The organism is Planctomycetaceae bacterium, from assembly GCA_041398785.1.
Taxonomy (GTDB): domain Bacteria; phylum Planctomycetota; class Planctomycetia; order Planctomycetales; family Planctomycetaceae; genus JAWKUA01.
Window position 1 is genome coordinate 212,035 of the sequence record JAWKUA010000012.1, and the last position, 19,614, is coordinate 231,648.

The window sequence follows — 19,614 nt, forward strand, 5'->3', positions numbered from 1 at the left end:
CAGCTTGCCGACGGGCACCGGACATTATCGACCGTGCCGCACGTCGGTGGCAACCGGAAACCGGTCGTTCGTCGCATTAGTCCCGCAATCGCGAACCAGATATCGAGGCGACAACCGGCCTTCGCGACAGCACCGGGACCAAACTCTTCCCCGCCGGCATTACCGTCGACGATTCGGCATCGACTCAGCGTTCGGACGGTGGAAACAGCGACTGTTTCGCGGTCCGGGAAATCGCGACGACGGCCGGGTGACGGATCCGCCGATCGATCGTAATCGCGTAGAAGTGTTCGACGGCGCCGGGGATTTCCAGCAGCAGCCTCAGGCCATACTGGTTCTCGATTTCCGAGCGAATCGCAAGCGGAGCGGGGACGAATCCCACGCCGGCCTGCGCAAAGACCTTTAGCAGCGCGGTGTCGTCCATCTCCCCGATGATTGATGGCTGAAATCCCGATTCCTGAATCCACATGTCGACCGATCTGCGGATGGACGTGCTTTCTGAAGGCAGCAGAAAGGGAGCCTCGTTCAGCGAATCCGGCGGCGTCCGTTCAAATCGGCGGCACAGTCTGGGAACTCCGAACAGCCCGATTCCGCATTTCCCCAGGGCGTGATTGAACGCCTTCACGCGAACCATCGAACTGGCCGGGAAGTCAGAAAAGACGACGTCAAGCTCATGCGCGGCCAGTTGCCGAAGCAGTTGTTCCATCGGTCCTTCGCGGCAGACGAGTTGTACCGGAGGCTCCAGATGCAGCGCTGGTTCCAGCAGCCGGAACGCAATCAGTTTCGGCAGCACCTCGGGAACACCGACGACAAACCGCACCGGTCGGCCTTCAGGGCGGCCTTTGACGGTCGCCACAAGTTCCTGACCCAGCGAAAAGATGTCGTCCGCGTACCGGTAGACCACATGACCCATTTCGGTCAGCACGATGTCCCGGCCGACGCGGTCGTAGAGTTTTTCACCAAGCGACTTTTCCAGCTTGCGGAGCTGCCCGCTGATTGTCGGCTGAGCCAGGTGCAGTTTGTCCGCTGCCTTAGTCACGCTGCCTTCGCGGGCAACCGTCCAGAAGTACAGCAAGTGGTGATAGTTGAGCCAGTCTTCGGTCATGAGTGATCGCCGTCGCCGGAGTCCGCTGCTATCGCGTGTCTGCGACAAACCATCGTACTCAATTCGCACCGACTTCCTGATCTCGCGGCCAGTCGATGGCCATAGCCGCGGCGTAATCGGCCTGCGCGACGAAGTATTCCAGCGTCGCATCCACGACATCGTCGGCCGCTTCGATCGCCGCCTGTTCGCGCAGGAAGACGGCCAGCAAGTCGGCGGCTCCAAGGTCGAACTTGCGGCGTTCGACGTCGGCCATGTATTCGGCCAGGCGAAGAGCCTCGCGGGTTCGCTCGACACGTTCGAATGCGGCCGTCAGCGCGGCATACGCAAGCTGCAGTTCGGCGACAATTTTGTCCTGCGTAAAACGTCGCTTCGCCGAGATCTGCCGCAATTTGGCCGAAGCGGCGTAAGACTTCCCGCGAGCCTTCCGGCGTTCGACCGGAACGTCGAAGTAGACACCGGCTTCCAGTTCAAACTGAGACTTGTCCCGCTTGCTGCTGGTGGGCTGCCCGACATCCTGCGAACCGGCAAGCTGCGCATCCAGAGACGGCAGGCAGTCATTCTGAGCCTCCGCCAGGTCAACGCCTGCTCGGCGGTATTGAGCATCCAGCGCCACGAGTTCCGGCCGCTGCGACAGAGCGATCGATACGTCGTTGTCCAGTTGCGACGGCAGGACCTCAGTCGGATCGGGAAAATCATGTATTCGTGACGTATCCACCACGACAGGCGAACCCGAAGCGGCGCGATAGAACAGGGACAGCTTGACCGCTGCCTGATTCAGTTTGCGTTCGCGATCGATCAGCTTCGCTTCCCGCAAAGCGATCGAACGCAGGTTGTCCTGAAGCACGGGAGGATCCAGATCGCCGACTTCGACTCGGCGTTCGAGCTGTTCGTTTCGCTGCAGCGACAACTCCAGAGCGCGCCGCCCGATTTCGTGCTTCTGACCAGCGGCAATCCACGCCCAGTAAAACACGCTGGCGTCTCGGACGAACAGAATGAGCTGTGACTGAACTTCCGGCCGGGCTCGCTGCTGATCGTACGTGGCCCGCCACAGCTCGGCTCGGCGAGCATCGATGTCGCGATTGCGCAGCAGGGGAACCCGCAGACCGGCCTTGAATTCCCCGCCATCGTTGGTCTGGCGTTCCTGATACCACGGTTCAAAGTTGCCTCGACCAATGCGGTAGCCGCCGAAGATTTCGCCGCCCTGATAGATCGGCCGTTCGAAACCGGCGCTGTTGCGATACGTGGGGTAGAAGCTGGTCGGTCCGTTCTCGCTGGTTGCCTTTAGCTTCGTGTCAAACTGTCCCCACGCCGCCAGTTGAGTGCCGTCGGTGATCGCCAGATCCTGGTAAGCCACCTCCAGCAGCGGATACGACTGATGAACGGACGTAACGACTTCGTTCAGTCGAAGAGGCTGTCCGCCAGCCGCCGGCTGCTGCTCGCCGGTGTCACTCGCATCGGAGTCGTCATCCGCTGTGATGTCCGGAAGATCCACATTCGGCGCGGTCAGATCGCCATCGACTTCAGCCGGAGCACGCTCCTGGTCGACCGGTTGTTCGTCGATCTTTGACGGTTCCGGAATCGCAGGCAAACTGTCGGCAGTATCGGTATCGTCACCGGACTGCCAGCCCACAGTTGATACGGCGGCTTCCTCGTGGGTCGTTTCGACGGGAGACGAGACCGCGGTGCTGGCGCGCTGAGGCTCCGTAATGGACGCAGAGACGCTTTTCATAAGCTGAGACCGTGACGAGCCGGACGTCGAGCAGCCACCGATGCCAAACAGCACACACAGTCCGATCGTAATGCAGCACAGACGCATAGTCGGGCGATCGAAAAGCGGACAAGAAAAAACCGGCCGCGCCACGCTCATTCACTCCGACGGCGGCAACGCACGCTGGAACCTGACCAGGGGCGACGCAACAAACGGGCGAAGGATCACACGAGCGATGGAGGACACGTTGCCACGGGCGGCCTTCTCTTCCAAACTCATGCGAGTTCGGCTGCCGGAAGAGCGGACCGTCGGCGGCACATGATCGGCTTGTACATCACAGGCCGAGCCATCGACAGAATCGGCTTAGCCGCGAAATCCGCTGCAAGCGAATGCGACGTCCAGTTCACAGAACCGGTACGTCAAGCCACCTGAATGGACTGTGCCGGTTGTTCGGTGTCGGGATCGGTTCCGGATTCGGCTATCGGTGCCGGTCATGCAGAGTGGGTAAACCGTGCCGGTCGGGAAAGCCGGGAAACATTGCTTACGGCGCGTCATTCAGACGTGGAATCACCGACGACCGTCTACTCCGGCATCCAGTCTGTTCGGTCGGGAATCTCAGCAGAACACGCATCATCGAACGCTTCCTGTTGCACGAATTCCGGATAGTGTTTGCTCCACCAGAGCGCGACTACTTTCCATGTCCATGCCTCGCCGTTGTCGTACGACTCCAGGACGTCGAGCAGTTTATCGGGTGACTGAAATCGGTCTTCCGGCGCTTTCAAAATGCATTTTTCGATGAAGGCCTCCGGCTCGCGGCTGGCGGGACGACGATCAGGCATGACGCTTCATGTAGTGGCCGTCAAACTTTATGCGATGATTGCTGCACCAGGGAAGCACGTGTTTGGGCCACGACATACCCCATGGGCGATCGGCTTTCGGCGAAAGAGATACGGCCGGATAGGTGACGTACATCATCCGATCAGGAAATCACTCAGTGTACCTCGCGGGGGTGCGCTTTCAGCTCTGCCCATTCCCGTCCCGAATATCCGGCGGCAAAGCGGAAGAACGATCCTTCGTCGATCGACACCACGTGCAGCCAGTCATTCGCAACCAGATTCCTCAGCACGTCGTGACGCCTGATAATCGACGCGATGGCTTGGCGCGGGGCCGCAATGATGACCAGCAACCGCAGCGGTTCATGCTGGAAATCAGTGCCGTCATGCAGCGACTGGAACGGCAGGCCGGTCATCAGGTCGCCACCGTTGCCGGAGTGAATGCCAATGCGGCCGACGACGTTGTGAATCGTCTTGTCGCCACTGCCGAAGTGTCGATTGTCGACTGTTGATGCGTAGTACTGCATATTGATCCAGTGGGCGACGATCAGCGGCGCTGTCATGATCTGTTCCAGCACGGCAAACTCCGGATCCTGGCGGATATCGTAGCTGTGCAGGAAGCACCTCCCGCCAAGGTTGACGGATCTCGTGACGCTGCGCGGAGCTGCTACGAATGCGGCATTGCCTGCCAGCCCCCATTCCGGGCGGACTTCGGACCAGTCGGTCGTTCGGCGGAGTACCACGTCCGGAGTGTCCGCTGCCAGCCGTGCCATCCGCTCCGCGCGACTCAGTGACGTGGCGACTTCCGCAAATTCGGTCAGTTCGCGCAAGTCGTCGCGGTGAGTCGCAGGCAGAAGTTGCAGGTCAAAGAATGTCAGTTGATCGCTGGCTGTGTTGTGAACAGCGGCGGCAAAATGCGTTTCTTCCGGGATTTCGAGGCCCCGTTCCGCCAGCTTGCGGCGAACCGACTTCTGGTTCAGCAGCTTTGCCGCCAGTCGGGCGTTCGGTTCCCCTGAGTGACCACCGCATGCCCCGCAGTCGAGTCCCGCCTGAAGCGGATTATTCTCCGTCTGGCTGGCGTGACCGCAGAATACAACCAGACGAGCATACCGGTCCGTCAGACCAATTCCGCGCAGCATGGATTCCGCCAGGTCAGCCTGTCGGGACGTTGTCAGTCCCTGCTGATGAAGACCGCATAACACAGGGCCGGGCCGCTGGTCGCTGTCCGGATTGCTGCGCACGACGTCAGGCAGTGATCGGCGAATAAGTTTCGCTCCGTACAGCAGCCCTGACGTTTCGACGAATCCAAAGCAGCTAACGGCGGACGATTGAAACGCCTTCCATGCGGCGGCGAGCATCCGCCGCAGTGTACGTCGTCCGGCCAGCTTCGCTGTTGCCCGGCCATCCGCGGAGTCCACGCCTTCATGAACCGTGATTGACGGCGATATCAGTGCGGGAACCTGATTGCTTCCGGATGTCGCATCGACGGGAACGTACTGAATCGGGAGCCCGAAGAATCCTGCGAAACCATATGTCTCAACTCTGTCGGAAACCGATTCGATGCTGCGACGGAAGGCTTCAGATCGCACGTCGATGCAAAACACCATCTGTGCCAGCGCGAGTGTATTCCGCTTGCTGGACGGATGGCTCGTTGATCGTTTCTTTGCGTCCTCGCGCACCGCTGCTTCGATCCCGTCCAGAAACCGGTTGCGGTAGGCAATCTCGCTGGCTCGCAGCAGCACGAATCGCGGAAGTGCATCGGGTTCGGATTCGCTGACTGGTACCGTCAGGAGTTCGCTGCGGTAGTCAGCGATCGACGTCCAGTCGACGGCGAAGTCCTCCAGCTCAGCCACGGCCACGTCGTATGCCAAACGCATTGCCACAAGCCCTGCAAGGTCAGCGATTCCTTCGCCCTGATTTTCGGTTTTGCGGGCTTGATACCGGGTCCATGCAGCCCAGCCGGGAACCGTGAACGCCTGGCAAAGCAGAAACGCTTCCCACAGCCTTTCGGGAACCATCAACTTCTTCAGCAGTACTTCAATCGCCGGGACGGGCGTGTGAGGCAGTGCGGACACGAAACCTCGAAAGCCCTTCAGTCCCAGTATTTCGACCTGGCGGTCAACAGTCGCTGCCGAACGCCATGCCTGAAACAGCGGCAGGTTCTTCCACGGACTGCGCCATGCGGCCTGGCCGTTGTCATAGTGAGCTGCGCAAAATCGGCCAACCTCGTCGCGAATGATCCCCGTCCAGTCGCTTCCCGAATAGCGATCGACGATTTCTGACAAAGCGTTCACACAGCGCGCGTCGATCTTCGTCTTTTCCGATCCGGATTCGCCGCCCAGCAGCGCGGTGACGTCATCGGTACAGAGTTCGCCGGCTCCGTCGAAGCCTGCTTCGTGAAGCTCGTTTAAAGCCGCGGAGATGTCTGACTTCGTGAAGTGGCCTCGCTGAAATTCTGTCCGGTAATAGTCGAGCGGCATCAGCGTTTCACAGTCGGAAAACACCCGCAGAAACCGTCGAGCATTCAAAAATGGCCGATCCGCGAGGCCGAGATACGGATTGACGGCGACATAATCCTGCAGCGGCCAGACAGGAGCGATCGTGTTGCCGACCTTTCGCAGCGTTTCGGCAAGCTTGTCCGTGGAGTCCGCAGCGCGTGGCATGCGAATTCTGCGGACAATCGCCGGATCAATTTCAGAATGGAGAGAAGTCGTGAGTGCGGTTTGCGCTGCGGGCATGGGTGTTGGCTCCCTGTGATCCTGGGCCGGGATTTCCGGGTTGCTGTTTGCGGTTCGAGAAGGTGCTCCGGACCGAGGCTGGGTTACGACAGCGCCGCTGCCGCCAGGCGCTGCACCAGTGCATCGATGTAGAAACCGTTCGATGCATGCACGTAGAGTTTGTTTAACCAATTCGGCGGTTTTTCGGCGGCCAGAGCGTGTTCCAACAGGAGCAGACCGCCGAAGCCGATCGCGGCAACCAGTCCTGCGGCAAATGTCGTCAGCCCGAACGGCTTTGGCACAGCCGCTGCTGCGATCACATGATCTACGGCCAGAAAGCCGGTGACATACGCAACGCACAACACTGTCGTTGTGGCCAGCGCCGTCAGGACCAGTCTTCGGTTGCCGGAGGCCGCCAAGAGCCACATCCATCGCGTCAGACCAAGGCACAACACACTGCCCAGGAGAAAACTGCCTGGTTTTGCCGCGGGCTGCATGTCGAAAAGCCACGCCACTCCCAGGAAGATCGACGCCGTCACAACCGCACATCCTGCGAACGTACCGGCCGAGCGGCCAAAGTCCCGAGTCGGCAAGAGCGAAGCAAGGTTGTTGTGCGGCTGCCTGAGAACTCCGCCGCTGCCGAGGAATGCGTGAGCCTTGTAGAGCGAATGGGCGATAATGTGCAGCATCGCGGCCGAAAAGGCGCCGAGGCCGCATTGCAGCATCATGAACCCCATCTGCGAGATCGTGGAAAAGGCCAGCGATCGCTTTACGCTGGTCTGAGTCAGCATCACGACCGCTCCGAAGCAGGCCGTCACCGCACCAGACACCGCCAGCCAGCTCATTGCAGCCGTTGCATGAACCAGCAGCGGGCTGGTGCGGATCAGGACATAGCCTCCGGCATTCACGATTCCCGCATGCATCAGCGCCGAGACGGGAGTCGGCGCTTCCATTGTGTCGGGAAGCCACGTGTGAAACGGAAACTGCGCCGACTTCAGGATGGTTCCGGCCACCATCAGCGCGGCGAAGACCTTCAGCGCCGCCACGTCTCCGGTTGCCGATCCGGCCACAGCGAACAACTCCGCCAGTTCGAACGTTCCGAACCGCCGATACACCACCGCGACCGCCACCAGCAGCAGGACGTCGCCCATGCGACTGATGGCGAACTTTGTCCACGCCGCTCGCTGAGCCGCCCGGCGATCAGAAAAGTGAAGCAACAGCCGGTGAGTTCCCAGGCTGGCTAATCCCCAGCCGGCCAGCAGGACCAACAGGTTTCCGGTCATTACCAGCAGCGAGACTGATCCGATCGTGAGTGCTGTCCAGCAGAAAAATCGCCCCTGCTGAGGATTTCCATCCAGGTGCCGGATTGAGAAACGACAAATATTCCAGCTCACAAACGCGACCAGTGTCATCATCACAGCCGAGGTCCCGTCGAGCAGCAACGGCGGCCAGTCGATCGGACCGCGTGAGATCGTCAACCCAAGCCCGATCGCGGAGGCGATCAGATGCAGCCCGGCAGCGTTTGTAACAGTCTTCCCGACGATCTTCGGCCGTCTGTTCGGCCAGCCCGGGGGCATAAGTCCCATTGCCAGCAGGCTCAGCATCGGCAGAATCAGTGGCAGGCAATATACTTCGCTCATGACGCTCATCACCCTATGGGAGTTATGCCCGACATTAGTCGCGTGAAATTTAATACGCGACATAATAGTCGTCAATAATGTATCGTGCTTTGATTGTCACTTTTCTTGTGATAGATCGCGATTTTCGGGGGTTGGTTACGACGTCGCACTGGCACGGCGCGAAACATCGGCAGGGAACTGACGCGGAGGGCGAAATCAATGGCGAAAAACGCAGCGCGACGGCCGTCAGGCGGGTCCGCGAGCAGCACGTCGCGGACGACGGAATCGCGCCGAGACGGTTCGGGGGAGTCAGTTCACCGCTGGACATTTCTGACGAATCATGCCCACGTACTGATCGTGCTGAACTCGGCCCCGGACATGGTCCTGCGTGAGGTCGCTTCCCGAGTGGGTATCACGGAACGGGCGATTCAGAGGATCATTCAGGACCTGGAGGAAGGCGGCTTCATCGAACGTGAGCGTGTGGGCCGCCGCAATCGCTATCGTGTCCTGACCGACATGCCCCTGCGGCACCCGATCGAATCGCACCGGAACATCGGCGAATTGCTGCAACTGATTGCCGGTTCGTCGTCGACTCGCCACGCGGAGTGACGTATTCCGAAGTGTTTGACGGCTGAATTCGACCTCGTTGTCGCCTTGCAGAATCAACGACCCGGTCGGCGCGGAGTGCCGCTCGATGCCCGCGAGAAGTGTTGTTGGTGTCAGCGTGGCTCCGCGCGGGGTCGACGCGGTCTTTTTGACCGCGCGACGCGTCAATCACGGCTTCGGCAGCTTTGGCTTTTTCGTGTCGTCCTTGCCCGGTTCCTCGGTGGAAACGACCGGCGGGAACCCATTCATGTTTCGCCAGATTTCGTACCACAGCGGTACGCGCTCCAGCAGTACCCAGCCGTTCGCCCGCACGCCCTGCCGCAGGAAGCGCTGGCCGGGCCAGTCCTGATCCGTTTTGTCTGGCAGGACCAGAATGCGGAACTTGCCCTTGCGGTCATCGGTGGCATCCACGGAAATGACTTCACCGCCAAACGTCCCCACCGCGACGGACGGCCAGCCCGCGAACTGCACAGCCGGCCAGCCTTCGAACTGCAGCCGCACGTGCCGTCCCGGTTCGACCAGCGGAGCATCGTTGCCGTCCAGCCAGATCTGCACAGCTCGGTCGGCCGTATCCGGGACGATCATGCAGATCGGGTCGCCTTCCTTCAGAATCTGACTTCCCTGGTTCGGCGTGATATTTGTCACAAATCCGTCGAAGGGTGCGGTCAGCGTCTGATTGTTCTGACGGGCGACTTTGGTTTCGGTTTCCAGCAGCTCCTTCTGGGCCTTGTTCAGATCGCTGCGAGACTTGGCGACGTCGCTTTCCGCCTTGGCGACGTCTGCCCGGGCTTTCTTCAGCGCGGCGTCGGCGTAGTCGATGTCCACCTGAGCCTTCTGTTCCTTTGCCTGCCGATCGCTTTGTTTCCCGAGCAGATCGTTTTCGGCGGCGTCGACGTAGGCTTCCGCTTTGGCCACCTTCGCTGCTGCTTCCTTCAGTTTCCGCTCGGCTTCCTGGAACTTGAGCTGCGACACAATGTTGTCTTCGTACAGAGCCTTCTGACGGTCGAAATCCAGTTCAATCTGAGCCAGCGCCGCGTTGTGTTCGGCCAACTGCTGTTCTTCGGCGCGGACCTTGTTTCTGGCGGAATCCACGGCCGCATCGGCAGCGGCGACAATCTGCGTCTTCACCTGTCGATACGCGGATAGCTGAGCTTCCATCGATGACACAACCGCCTGAGCGGCTTCCATCGTGCGATGATTCGCATCCAGCACCGATGTGGCCGCTTCGACCTGCTGAGTCGATGCCGTGAGCTGATCCCGCAGCCGGCCGAGGTACTCCGGATCAATGTCGGTGATCTCCGCGATGAACTGTCCCTTCCTGACCCGCGTGTTTTCCCGCAGTCCTTCGCCGAGTCGCAGCAGTCGCCCTTTCGTCGGAGCTTCCAGAATCTGAGGGCGTTCCGACGTGTCGTAGGCAATGACATTGCCCGTGCCCCGAACCGACTGCTGCCACGGAGCAATGGCCACCAGCAGAATCGCAATCACCAGCAACACGAAAAGAATCCTGCCCAGAGTCCGAGCCAGCCGCGACGACCGCGCCAGTCTGAGGGACGGCATCACGGTTTCGCTGTACGCAGCCGGAGCCAGCATCCGCCGCCCGTGCGAAGCGACAGGTTCTGAATGTGTCGTCGTGGTTTGAGTTTCAGTCGTGGTTGCCATATTCGTTCTTTCGACGCGTATCGCAGTCTTCCATTCACCGGGACCGCGACGCAGAGCGGTCCGACACGGTTTGCCGGTTAACCGCCGTCACGACACGGGCGAAGTTCACGCGATGATCGGTCCTGTCGTCTTTCGCAAATCGATTCGGCGGGCACACCGGTCGGCAATCGCTGTTCGCCCCGTCGCGATAATCAGCGTCCACGGTCGTTCCGGAGCCAGCAGGAAACTCAACACGGTTTCCAGTTCACCGTCCGACAGCGAATCCAGCACACCGTCGATCAGCAGCAGGCCCGGCTGTCCCGCAATGGCCCGGGAGATTCCCAGCAGTCGGCACTGGTTTTCCGTCAGCGGAGCCCCGCCGCTGGCCAGCACTGTGTCACAGCCATCGTCAAGATCCATCACCGCGTCGTACAGGCCGGCGTGAGCCAGTGCATCGCGCGTTTCAGCGGCGGAGATGTCTTCGCGATGCAGATGCACATTTTCGTCGATTGTCGCATGGAAGACCTCACTGCCGCGCACCAGAGCGACTCGGTCGCGAAGCACATCCGGACGCAGGTCGCGCGGATCGAAACCGGCGACGGTCAGGTGGCCGGCCGTGGGACATCGAAGCCCAAAGATCAGGTCCAGCAGCGTGCTCTTGCCGGAACCCGAACCGCCGCAGACTGCCAGACTGGTTCCTTCCGGAATCTTCGCCGACACGGAATTAACGGCACTGGTGCCACCGACAAAGGAATAGCTGACCGAGTTAATCTCCAGAGCAATCGGCCCGCGACGAATTGTACCCAGCATCCCGTCGTGGCGTTCTGTCGGAAGGTCAAACAGAACACCCAGCTTGTCGACGGATGCCAGCAGGTCGTAGTAACTTTCCATGTGCTTGCCCAGCTTTGCGAACGCTCCGACGATGACAGCCACAATCAGTTCCGCCGCCACAAGCTGCCCCAGAGTCAGTTCCTGCGCCACGACCAGCCAGCCGCCGATTCCCAGAAGGACCGTACTGGCGATCGCCTGCAGCATCAGGGCGAACAGAATCTGACGCATCAGAATTCGGAAGTGACCCCTGCGAGCAATCAGGTATTGGTGAATCAGTCCATCCGCCCGTTCAAGCGCGAACTCCGCGCCGCCGTCGGATCGAAATGCCGTCGGACACCGGGCGATGTCTTCCAGCCACGCCGCCATGTAGTACTTATTCTTTGACTCCATCATGGCGCTGGAAACCGCGCCGCGACCCAGGACAAAGATGATGAACGCGATCGAAGCCAGCAGCAGCACGTCAAAGCCCAGCAGCCAGGGGTGATAAAACCCCAGCACCGCCATGCCGACAATCGTACTGAGAACAAGTCCCACTCCGTCCAGCAGCAGCTGCGCCGACACTTTCTGAACGGTGACGACGTCGAAGAAGCGGTTGGTGAGTTCCGGCGCGTATTCACGATCCAGCGATTCCACTTCGGCGCGGGGCAGCCGGTGTGCAAGATCCGCGGCCACTCGCGCAAACAGCCGGCGCTGGATGATTTCGACGACATATGTCTGCAGCGCTCGAACGGCCGCCTGGAATCCCAGAAACGTCAGCAGGATGAGCGCCAGCACGACAATCGGCTGCAGGAAGCGTCCGAAGGCCACCGTATTGATCAGAGATTCCACGGCGATGGGCGTTGCCAGCATCAGCAACCCGACGACGAAGGCGAACACCAGCACCAGCCAGATGTCGGACCATTCCGGCTGCAGAAGCTGCTGCAGACGCTCGATCGGCGACAGACCGTGCTGGCCATGACTTCGCGACTTTCCGGTCGACGGAAGCTGCATCACCACGCATCTCAGCTTTCCGTCCGATGCCGCCGCGCTCAGCTTGCGCCGCAGCGCTGAAAGTCGGACCAGTTGGCTCGGGGCTGCGGTGTTGCCTGTGGCGATTTGAAAACGCCGCCCGCGGGATTCCAGGACCGCCAGCCATCGGGTGTCGGCATGTTCGTCATAGTTGACGATCTGCGCCCCGTTGTGCACCAGTTCCAATGCTTCGTCGACCGTGCAGTCCACGGTCTTGCAGCGTATTCCCAGACTTCGCGCGGCTTCGCTGAACCACTTCCACCACAGCCGCCGGACATCTCCCGGCCAGGCACGAACGACTTCGCTCATCACGCGCCGCGGGGCATTGCGATCGTGCCGTTCCGATAGCGCGGAAAGCTGCTCCAGCACCAGGGCACCGCCGTCCAGTTTCTGATCGGTTGCTTCAGAATTCATGACGCCTCGCCTGGTGCTGCGGAATCGAATCTTCCTCGTCTGTCGCGGCCCGCGGAGCCTTCGGCACTCTGTGACGCTTCCGGGACCGGAGCTTGCTGCTTTGTCTATCGGGTCTTTTTACGCCGGCAGAACACATTGAACAAATAGGAACTTAGAGAGCCGGGGATCGAAAATACCGATGGATGGCCGGGGCGACGACGCGTTGCCCGCAGTGCCGGAATCGCCAGTCGTGTACCGGACGGATTCCGACGGAAACGGGCACCTGGCCTCCATCGGAAGAGCCGGGTTCCGACCACTCGTGAGTTGCTGCGCTGACCTCTGTGACTCTTTGCCGGAACGGAGAGTTTGTCAACGCGGCAACGGCACATGCGCGCCGGCGTCGCGGTGAATTCACAATCGCAAATCGCGAACCGGAGTGGTACGCTGGTCTGCACGACGCATCGCGGCACCGCAGTGATCATTGGCGAAAAATCCGCTGGTGTTTCCAGGGAAATGCCGTGTCGCGAACAACCCGCGATGCGTGCGAGTTCTGCTCTGTCCGAATTCCGCTGTTTGGTGTCCGGAGGACTTTGCGTGCGAATCACCGAATTGCCAAACAATCTGCTCAGACGCCGGTTCCTGGTTCCCATCCTGATGTCGCTGGCTGCGGCGTGGCTGCCCGGTTTCGCTGCTGGAAATGACATGCCCGCGACGCTGGCGGATTCGTTCCGGACCTACTGCTTTGACTGCCACGGCAGCGAACTGGCGGAAGGCAGGCTGAACCTGGAAGCGATTACTCAGGATGCGGACTTCGGTCTGAGTTTTCGAGACTGGGACCGAGTCATCCGCGTCCTTCGCGAACAGTCGATGCCGCCGGCCGAAATGCCTCAACCGACAGCGCAGGAACGGACGTCGCTGGCGGACGCCGTCAGTGCAGGAATCGACGTGTTCATCCGGGACCATGCCGGTGACCCGGGACCAGTGCTGATGCGAAGGCTGACGAGCGCGGAATATGCCTACACGATTCTGGATCTGACGGGACTTGAACACGACGCGGCTCGCGGCTTTGTCAGCGACGCTGTCGGAGGGGAAGGGTTTACCAACGTCGGCAGTGCTCAGTTCATGCAGGATTCAACGCTGGAGCGCTATCTGGAATCAGCGAAGATCGTCGCGTCGCACGCCGTAATCGGTTCCGGACCGTTATTCTTCTATGAGCACCCCGGAACGACGGGACGAGAGCTGTCGGCGATCTCGCGGATTCAACAGATTTATCGAGAACACGGTTTTCGAACGGCTGCGGGTGAAGGAGCCGAACCATTCGGACTGGACCTGTATCCGCGAGCGATGTACGTGGCGTGGATGTACGGGCACCGCAAGGAACTGGAACGCGGCGACGAAACGCTGGCGCAACTGGCGACATCCGAAGGGGTCAGCGTTCGGTTGTGTGAACATGTCACCGACGTTCTGAATCGCGAAGCCGCTTCGTTTCCGATGTCACTGATTGTGTCGCAGTTTCGGGCGCTGCCGTCGCCGTCAGAAACGACGATTGCTGAAGTGCGTCAGCAATGCGAACAGATCAGCGCCGTTCTTCGGGACTGGCAAAGCACGCTGGCCGCAGCGGCCGGAGACGAAGAGGAAGCATCCGTCCTGACTGCCGGCGACGTCAGCGTTTCACCGACACATACGTTCGCCGCCGCGATTGACTGGGAAGACGGGAATGCACAGGCGGAGTTCGAAATCTCCGTCTCGGCTGCCAGCGACGTCCCTGCGGACCGTTCCGTTGTCGTCTGGCGAAATCCGCGGCTGCAGTTTCGCCGTGAAGATCGGCGCCGCGATCCTCCGCGGCCGCTTAGCGCATTTGTGACTGCCGAGACCGCCGACCGGCTGCGGTTCGGGAAGCATCCCGCCGGCCTGGCCATCGGCGAAAACGACTTCGTGGTGACGGGTGATCTTCGACTGCCGGTCGCTCTGGAGATCCCCGCCGGGCGCACGTCAGCCCAACTGCTGGTGGACGTGGAGCTGGATCCGACTCACGATCCGAACAGCATTGTCCGCTGCCGGATTTCGGACGGCGAAGTCGCCGGGGAAACGGCGGCCGAAGTGGGTGAGTCATCCACCCTGCTGGCGAATCCCGACAGCCCGGCAGTCGCCGCGTGGCAGGTTGAAGTGGCAAAGTTCGCCAGTCTGCTGCCGGAAGTGTCGCACCGCGAACCGGCTCCCTCTGATCGCGATCCCATCCCCGCGCCGTTTGACAACACCTACAACGAGCCGGAACGAAATCACTTTCATTACGCGGTCAAGTATCACCGCGACGACGATTTCTTCGTTCAGCATATCGCCGACGACGACACGCGGCGCCGGCTTGATCAGGCGTGGACGGACCTGCTGACATCGTTCGAATATCACGACGTGAATCTGAGATTCGTGAACAACAAGTTTTCACCGGGACTGCAGGCGACACACATCGGCGACCTGGACCAGGCAGCAATCGACAGACTTTCCGCACCTGCCGCAGATTACATCCGTGGATTCCGCGACGAATATCTGATGATGCAGCAGTCGCTGCGGTCCGCTCAACCGGGTCATGTGGCTGATGTTCTGGAATTTGCGGCGATGGCATGGCGTCGTCCGCTGACGGAAGCCGAACAGCAGCGGCTGACCGATTTCTATTCAGCGCTGCGTCAGGAACACGATCAGTCACACGAAGAAGCGATTCGCGGGACGCTGGCGCGAGTCCTGGTGGCTCCCGGTTTCCTGTACCGCGCCGAATTCGGCGACACGGGCGACACCGACGCCGATCGTATTGTTCCGCTGGACGACTGGCAGCTTGCCAGCCGGCTCAGCTACCTTTGCTGGTCGTCGGGTCCGGATGCTGCTTTGACCGAATCGGCCGCCGCCGGACGACTGCAGCAGCCGGAAGAACTGCAGCGCCACACCGATCGCCTTTTGCGTGACCCGAAAGCGCGCCGGCTGGCGGCTGAGTTCTTCGGTCAGTGGCTGGGGTTCTACCGCTTCGATCGGCACACCGGCGTGGATCGGCAGCGGTTTCCGGAGTTCACGGAAGAACTGCAGTCCGCGATGTATAACGAAGCCGTATCATTCTTCGAATACGTGCTGCGCGAAGACCGGCCTGTCGATGAGATCCTGTTCGCCGACTACGCGTTCCTGAACCGGCGGCTGGCAAATCACTACGGTGTTGACGCTTCGCAGTTGTCGGAAGAGCAGTTTTCCGATGAACAGTTCGCTCGGATGGAGCTTGCGGAAGAACAGCATCGCGGAGGATTGCTGGGGCTGGGTGCCGTGCTGACGGTGACGTCGGCTCCGCTGCGAACCAGTGCCGTGAAGCGCGGCGACTGGGTTCTGCGGCGAATCGTCGGAACACCGGTGCCGCCGCCACCCGCCGACGCCGGTTCGATTTCAGCCGACGATTCCCGGGATGACGGTCTGACGATTCGGCAGCAGCTTGAAGCTCACCGCGACAATCCGGCGTGCGTCAATTGTCACTCCCGCATCGATGCCCTGGGTTTCGCTCTGGAAAACTATGATCCGATCGGACGCTGGCGCGATACGTATGGCAACGGTCAGCAGATCGATTCGTCGGGAACTCTCAGCGACGGAACGGAATTATCCGGTCTGCCGGGACTTCGCGACTATCTGCGTCGGCAGAAAGACAACTTCCACCGAACACTGTGTACCCGGCTGGTCGGATACGCTCTGGGACGCACGGTCATGGCTTCCGATCGCCCGCTGATTGAATCCATGCTGGCGGATATCGACGGACAGGCCGGTGTCGCCGACCTGATCGTACGCATCGTTCTGAGCGAACAATTTCGAAACCGACGCTATGACGCTCCGGACGCAACCGATGTAGAATAAGGTGGTCACCGGAAACCCGCGGGCGGACGCCTGACTTCGTGAATTATCAGAACATGGCGGCACTTGCCGGAGGAAAGCAGATGAAAAACATGACGCACACAGGCAGCCGGCGGGCGTTTCTTCAAGGTGCCGGCGGCACGGTTCTGACGCTTCCCTGGCTCGAATCCGTTCCGCTTCGAGCGGAGGATTCCGGAAAGCGGACCACCGCCGGAACGTCCGGCAAGCCCCCCGTTCGATTCGCGTGCATCTATTTTTCGAACGGTGTTGAGCCCGAACACTGGTGGGCTCGCGGTCAGGGATCGTCGATGGAAATCGGTCCCGGTCTGCAGCCGATGCTGCCTTATCGCGATGACATGGTGTTTGTGAAAGGTTTGTTCAACGAACAGGCCGTGCGCCATAAAAGTGCTCATCTGGGACGCGTGCCGAATTTGCTTTCCGGAGCCTGGGTCAGCACGGACCAGGACCTGATTCGCGTCGGCCGGACGATGGATCAGGTGCTGGCGGATGAAGTCGGCCGGCACACGGCGATCCCCAGCCTGGTCCTGGGAATCGAACCCACGGAACTTCGGCTGGAAGACGGATTGTCCATGATCTACGGATCGTGCATTTCGTGGGCCAGCGACACAAAGCCCGCGACCAAGGAAATCTATCCGTCGCGAGTCTTCGATGCGCTGACGGGCAACGGAACGGACCGCACGCTGGACCGCACCGTTCTGGACGCCGTGCTGGCCGATGCAAAGGATCTCCGCGGCAGGATCAGCGAATCGGATCGTGGGAAACTCGACGAGTATCTCGAATCTGTTCGCGACATCGAACGCCGCATCGATCGCGCGTCGGCGGACGGACGGCTGGAAGGCTGGAAGCCGAATCTGACGGCTCCCGACATGGACCGCCCTGATGACCAACTGCCGCAGGATATTCCGGACCACATGAAGCTGATGATGGATCTGATCGTGCTGGCATTCCAGATGGACAAGTCTCGAGTCGTCACCTGCATGCTCAACAACGACCTGTCACAGATGAACTTCGGTTTCCTGGAAGGGGTGCAGGGAAGTCTGCACCTGGATCTGACTCACAACGGGCGTCGGCCGGAACTGGAGGCGATGTATCTGAAGACGAACCAGTTCCACGTCAGTCAGTTTGCGTGGCTGCTGAAGCGGCTGAAGGAAATCCAGGAAGGTGAAGGAACGCTGCTGGACAATTCGCTGCTGATGTGTTGTTCGAATCTGTTCGACGGCGACAAACACGAAGCTGACGAGATGCCGATCCTGCTGGCTGGCCGCGGCGGAGGCAGTCTGAACACGGGCCGCGTCCTGAATTACCGCGATCGGCCCGACGACGAACGGCGAGCCTGCAGCCTGTACCTGTCGCTGATGGACCGCATGGGCGTCAACCATCCCCGATTTGGAGACACCGACCGGCGTCTGTCCGATCTCTATACCGCGAGCGGGACAGAATGAGACATTCGGGCTCGCGGGAGTAAGAAGAGCGAAAAGTATCGGCGTCCGCCGCGGCCAGTATAGTACTGCGTCACGCATGAATCGACGGGTCGTGTGCCACTGCCTGTGCCAGTGTGTACCAGGCTGCACAGCACTGGCACAGCCAGTGCCACACAACTCATCAATGCCGTGCTGGCGAAGCACTACCAGCCGCCGCCATTCGTGGCAGTTTTGGACGTATGACCTTTGGCTCCGTAATCTCACCCGTGACGCCGGATTCCTGATTGGAACAAAGCACCCGCGATTCGAATTGCGTCTGATGTTGGTGACCTGTCAGCGTATAATCCCCGTAAAATTCCCTCCGAAAAACCGCTTTGAGTCTTCCCATGTCTCGCCACGTCGCTGCCCGCAGCCTTGTGTTATCGTGTCCTGATTCATCTGCCGCCCGCGTACTCGGCGCATGGCGAACGGTGCTTCTTTTCATCGCCCTGCTGATTCCGCTTTCCGTAACGTACGGCGACGACGCTCGCGTGGATTTCGCGGAACAGATCCAGCCGCTGCTGGCCGAGAACTGTTTTGCCTGTCACGGACCGGATGCCAGCCATCGTGAAGCGGAACTGCGGCTGGACGAAGAAGCCGCCGTGAAAAAAGCAGTGGTCGTCCCCGGAGACCCCGCTGCCAGTGAACTGTTCACGCGGATCGTTTCCGTCGATCCGGACCTGCAGATGCCGCCGGCAGATTCCGGCAAGTCGCTGAAACCGGAAGACATCCGTCTGATTGAACGCTGGATCGCCGAAGGAGCGAAATGGTCGCGGCACTGGGCGTTTGTGTCTCCAAGGAAACCGGAACCTCCGAACGTCGGCGGAGACTGGAGCCGCAACGCCATCGACCGCTTTGTGTTCCAGCGAATGAAGGAACATGGACTGCATCCGTCACCCGAAGCGGATCGACGTACGCTGCTGCGGAGAGTCTACTTCGACCTGATCGGTCTGCCGCCGGCCCCCGAGGACCTGGAACGATTCCTCGCGGATACGTCCGACGACGCGTACGAGAAATTCGTTGATGAACTGCTCGCTGATCCGCACTACGGCGAACGCGTGGCGATCGACTGGCTCGACGCCGCGCGATACGCCGACACCAATGGCTACCAGAATGATTTCTATCGCAGCATGTGGCCCTGGCGCGACTGGGTCATCAAGGCTCTGAACGACAACCTGCCGTATGACCAGTTCATTCTGCACCAGATCGCCGGCGATATGCTGGACAGTCCGACTCAGGATCAGTTGATCGCCACCGGCTTCAGCCGCAATCATCGCATGGTGACGGAAGCCGGTTCGATCGACGAAGAGTGGGAAGTGGAAAACGTGGTGGACCGCGTGGAAACCACGTCGGCCGCACTGCTGGGTCTGACGATGGGCTGTGGTCGCTGTCACGATCACAAGTACGACCCGATTACTCAGACGGAGTTCTATGAGTTCTTCGCATTCTTCAACAACGTCGATGAAAAGGGCGTGTACACCGAAACACGGGGCAATGTGCCTCCGCTGATTCAGCTTCCGACACCCGATGACGTCGCAAAGCTGAACGAATTCGATACCAGAATCCAGGACCTCGAACAGCAGCTTGCGAAGGCGAATGCAGATGCGTCGGAATCAAAGTCAGAGAATGCCGCCGTCAACGATCTCTCGCAGCGGCTCGAAGCGGTTCGGAAGGAACGCGGCGATTTCGACAAGTCGATTCAGACGACAATGATCATGCGGGACCGTGCCGAATACCGGCCGACGTATCTGCTGAAACGCGGCCAGTACAATCTGCCGGACAAATCACGCGAACTCTGGCCCGCC

The 19,614-nt window shown here is 60.4% G+C and carries 11 protein-coding genes; 4 read left to right on the forward strand and 7 right to left on the reverse strand.

From position 1 onward, the window contains the following. Window positions 1-184 precede the first annotated feature (184 nt). The 5 genes from nhaR to R3C19_15620 form a co-directional block, all read right to left on the reverse strand. Window positions 185-1,102 (reverse strand): transcriptional activator NhaR, encoded by a 918-nt coding sequence (nhaR, locus tag R3C19_15600; protein ID MEZ6061772.1) that lies wholly within the window; start codon window positions 1,100-1,102, stop codon window positions 185-187. A 58-nt stretch (window positions 1,103-1,160) separates the two neighbouring features. Continuing rightward, on the reverse strand, window positions 1,161-2,831 hold the full coding sequence (locus R3C19_15605) for a TolC family protein (protein MEZ6061773.1): 1,671 nt from the start codon (window positions 2,829-2,831) through the stop codon (window positions 1,161-1,163). 560 nt (window positions 2,832-3,391) lie between these two features. Beyond that, window positions 3,392-3,649 (reverse strand): hypothetical protein, encoded by a 258-nt coding sequence (locus R3C19_15610; GenBank protein MEZ6061774.1) that lies wholly within the window; start codon window positions 3,647-3,649, stop codon window positions 3,392-3,394. Window positions 3,650-3,801: 152 nt separating this feature from the next. Continuing rightward, window positions 3,802-6,306, reverse strand: coding sequence for a DUF2309 domain-containing protein (locus tag R3C19_15615; protein MEZ6061775.1), 2,505 nt, complete (start codon window positions 6,304-6,306; stop codon window positions 3,802-3,804). Window positions 6,307-6,464: 158 nt separating this feature from the next. After that, window positions 6,465-8,000: a proton-conducting transporter membrane subunit gene (locus R3C19_15620; protein MEZ6061776.1), complete on the reverse strand. Its 1,536-nt coding sequence runs from the start codon at window positions 7,998-8,000 to the stop codon at window positions 6,465-6,467. Between the two features lie 198 nt (window positions 8,001-8,198). Here R3C19_15620 and R3C19_15625 point away from each other — a divergent pair, with 198 nt between their 5' ends. Next, window positions 8,199-8,588, forward strand: coding sequence for a MarR family transcriptional regulator (locus R3C19_15625; GenBank protein ID MEZ6061777.1), 390 nt, complete (start codon window positions 8,199-8,201; stop codon window positions 8,586-8,588). Window positions 8,589-8,753: 165 nt separating this feature from the next. Here R3C19_15625 and R3C19_15630 read toward each other — a convergent pair whose 3' ends face one another. Both R3C19_15630 and R3C19_15635 read right to left on the reverse strand, forming a co-directional pair. After that, complete coding sequence (locus R3C19_15630; protein MEZ6061778.1) at window positions 8,754-10,244, reverse strand: HlyD family efflux transporter periplasmic adaptor subunit; 1,491 nt, start codon at window positions 10,242-10,244, stop codon at window positions 8,754-8,756. A 105-nt stretch (window positions 10,245-10,349) separates the two neighbouring features. Continuing rightward, window positions 10,350-12,476 carry an ABC transporter ATP-binding protein gene (locus R3C19_15635; GenBank protein ID MEZ6061779.1) on the reverse strand — a complete coding sequence of 709 codons (2,127 nt, stop codon included), beginning with the start codon at window positions 12,474-12,476 and terminating at the stop codon, window positions 10,350-10,352. A 573-nt stretch (window positions 12,477-13,049) separates the two neighbouring features. On the opposite strand from R3C19_15635, the gene R3C19_15640 reads away from it, so the two are divergent. From R3C19_15640 to R3C19_15650, 3 genes are all read left to right on the forward strand, one after another. Then, window positions 13,050-16,331: a DUF1592 domain-containing protein gene (locus R3C19_15640; protein ID MEZ6061780.1), complete on the forward strand. Its 3,282-nt coding sequence runs from the start codon at window positions 13,050-13,052 to the stop codon at window positions 16,329-16,331. A 38-nt stretch (window positions 16,332-16,369) separates the two neighbouring features. Beyond that, entirely contained in the window at window positions 16,370-17,791 is a 1,422-nt protein-coding gene (locus tag R3C19_15645; GenBank protein ID MEZ6061781.1) for a DUF1552 domain-containing protein, read from the forward strand. A 449-nt stretch (window positions 17,792-18,240) separates the two neighbouring features. Continuing rightward, window positions 18,241-19,614 (forward strand): DUF1549 domain-containing protein (locus R3C19_15650; GenBank protein ID MEZ6061782.1); only part of this gene is annotated, 1,374 nt, incomplete at its 3' end.

Bases quoted from the DNA above. Each gene is read 5' to 3' on its own strand.
- nhaR (MEZ6061772.1), bottom strand. From the start codon at position 1,102: ATGACCGAAGACTGGCTCAACTATCACCACTTGCTGTACTTCTGGACG.
- R3C19_15605 (MEZ6061773.1), bottom strand. From the start codon at position 2,831: ATGAAAAGCGTCTCTGCGTCCATTACGGAGCCTCAGCGCGCCAGCACC.
- R3C19_15610 (MEZ6061774.1), bottom strand. From the start codon at position 3,649: ATGCCTGATCGTCGTCCCGCCAGCCGCGAGCCGGAGGCCTTCATCGAA.
- R3C19_15615 (MEZ6061775.1), bottom strand. From the start codon at position 6,306: ATGCCACGCGCTGCGGACTCCACGGACAAGCTTGCCGAAACGCTGCGA.
- R3C19_15620 (MEZ6061776.1), bottom strand. From the start codon at position 8,000: ATGAGCGAAGTATATTGCCTGCCACTGATTCTGCCGATGCTGAGCCTG.
- R3C19_15625 (MEZ6061777.1), top strand. From the start codon at position 8,199: ATGGCGAAAAACGCAGCGCGACGGCCGTCAGGCGGGTCCGCGAGCAGC.
- R3C19_15630 (MEZ6061778.1), bottom strand. From the start codon at position 10,244: ATGGCAACCACGACTGAAACTCAAACCACGACGACACATTCAGAACCT.
- R3C19_15635 (MEZ6061779.1), bottom strand. From the start codon at position 12,476: ATGAATTCTGAAGCAACCGATCAGAAACTGGACGGCGGTGCCCTGGTG.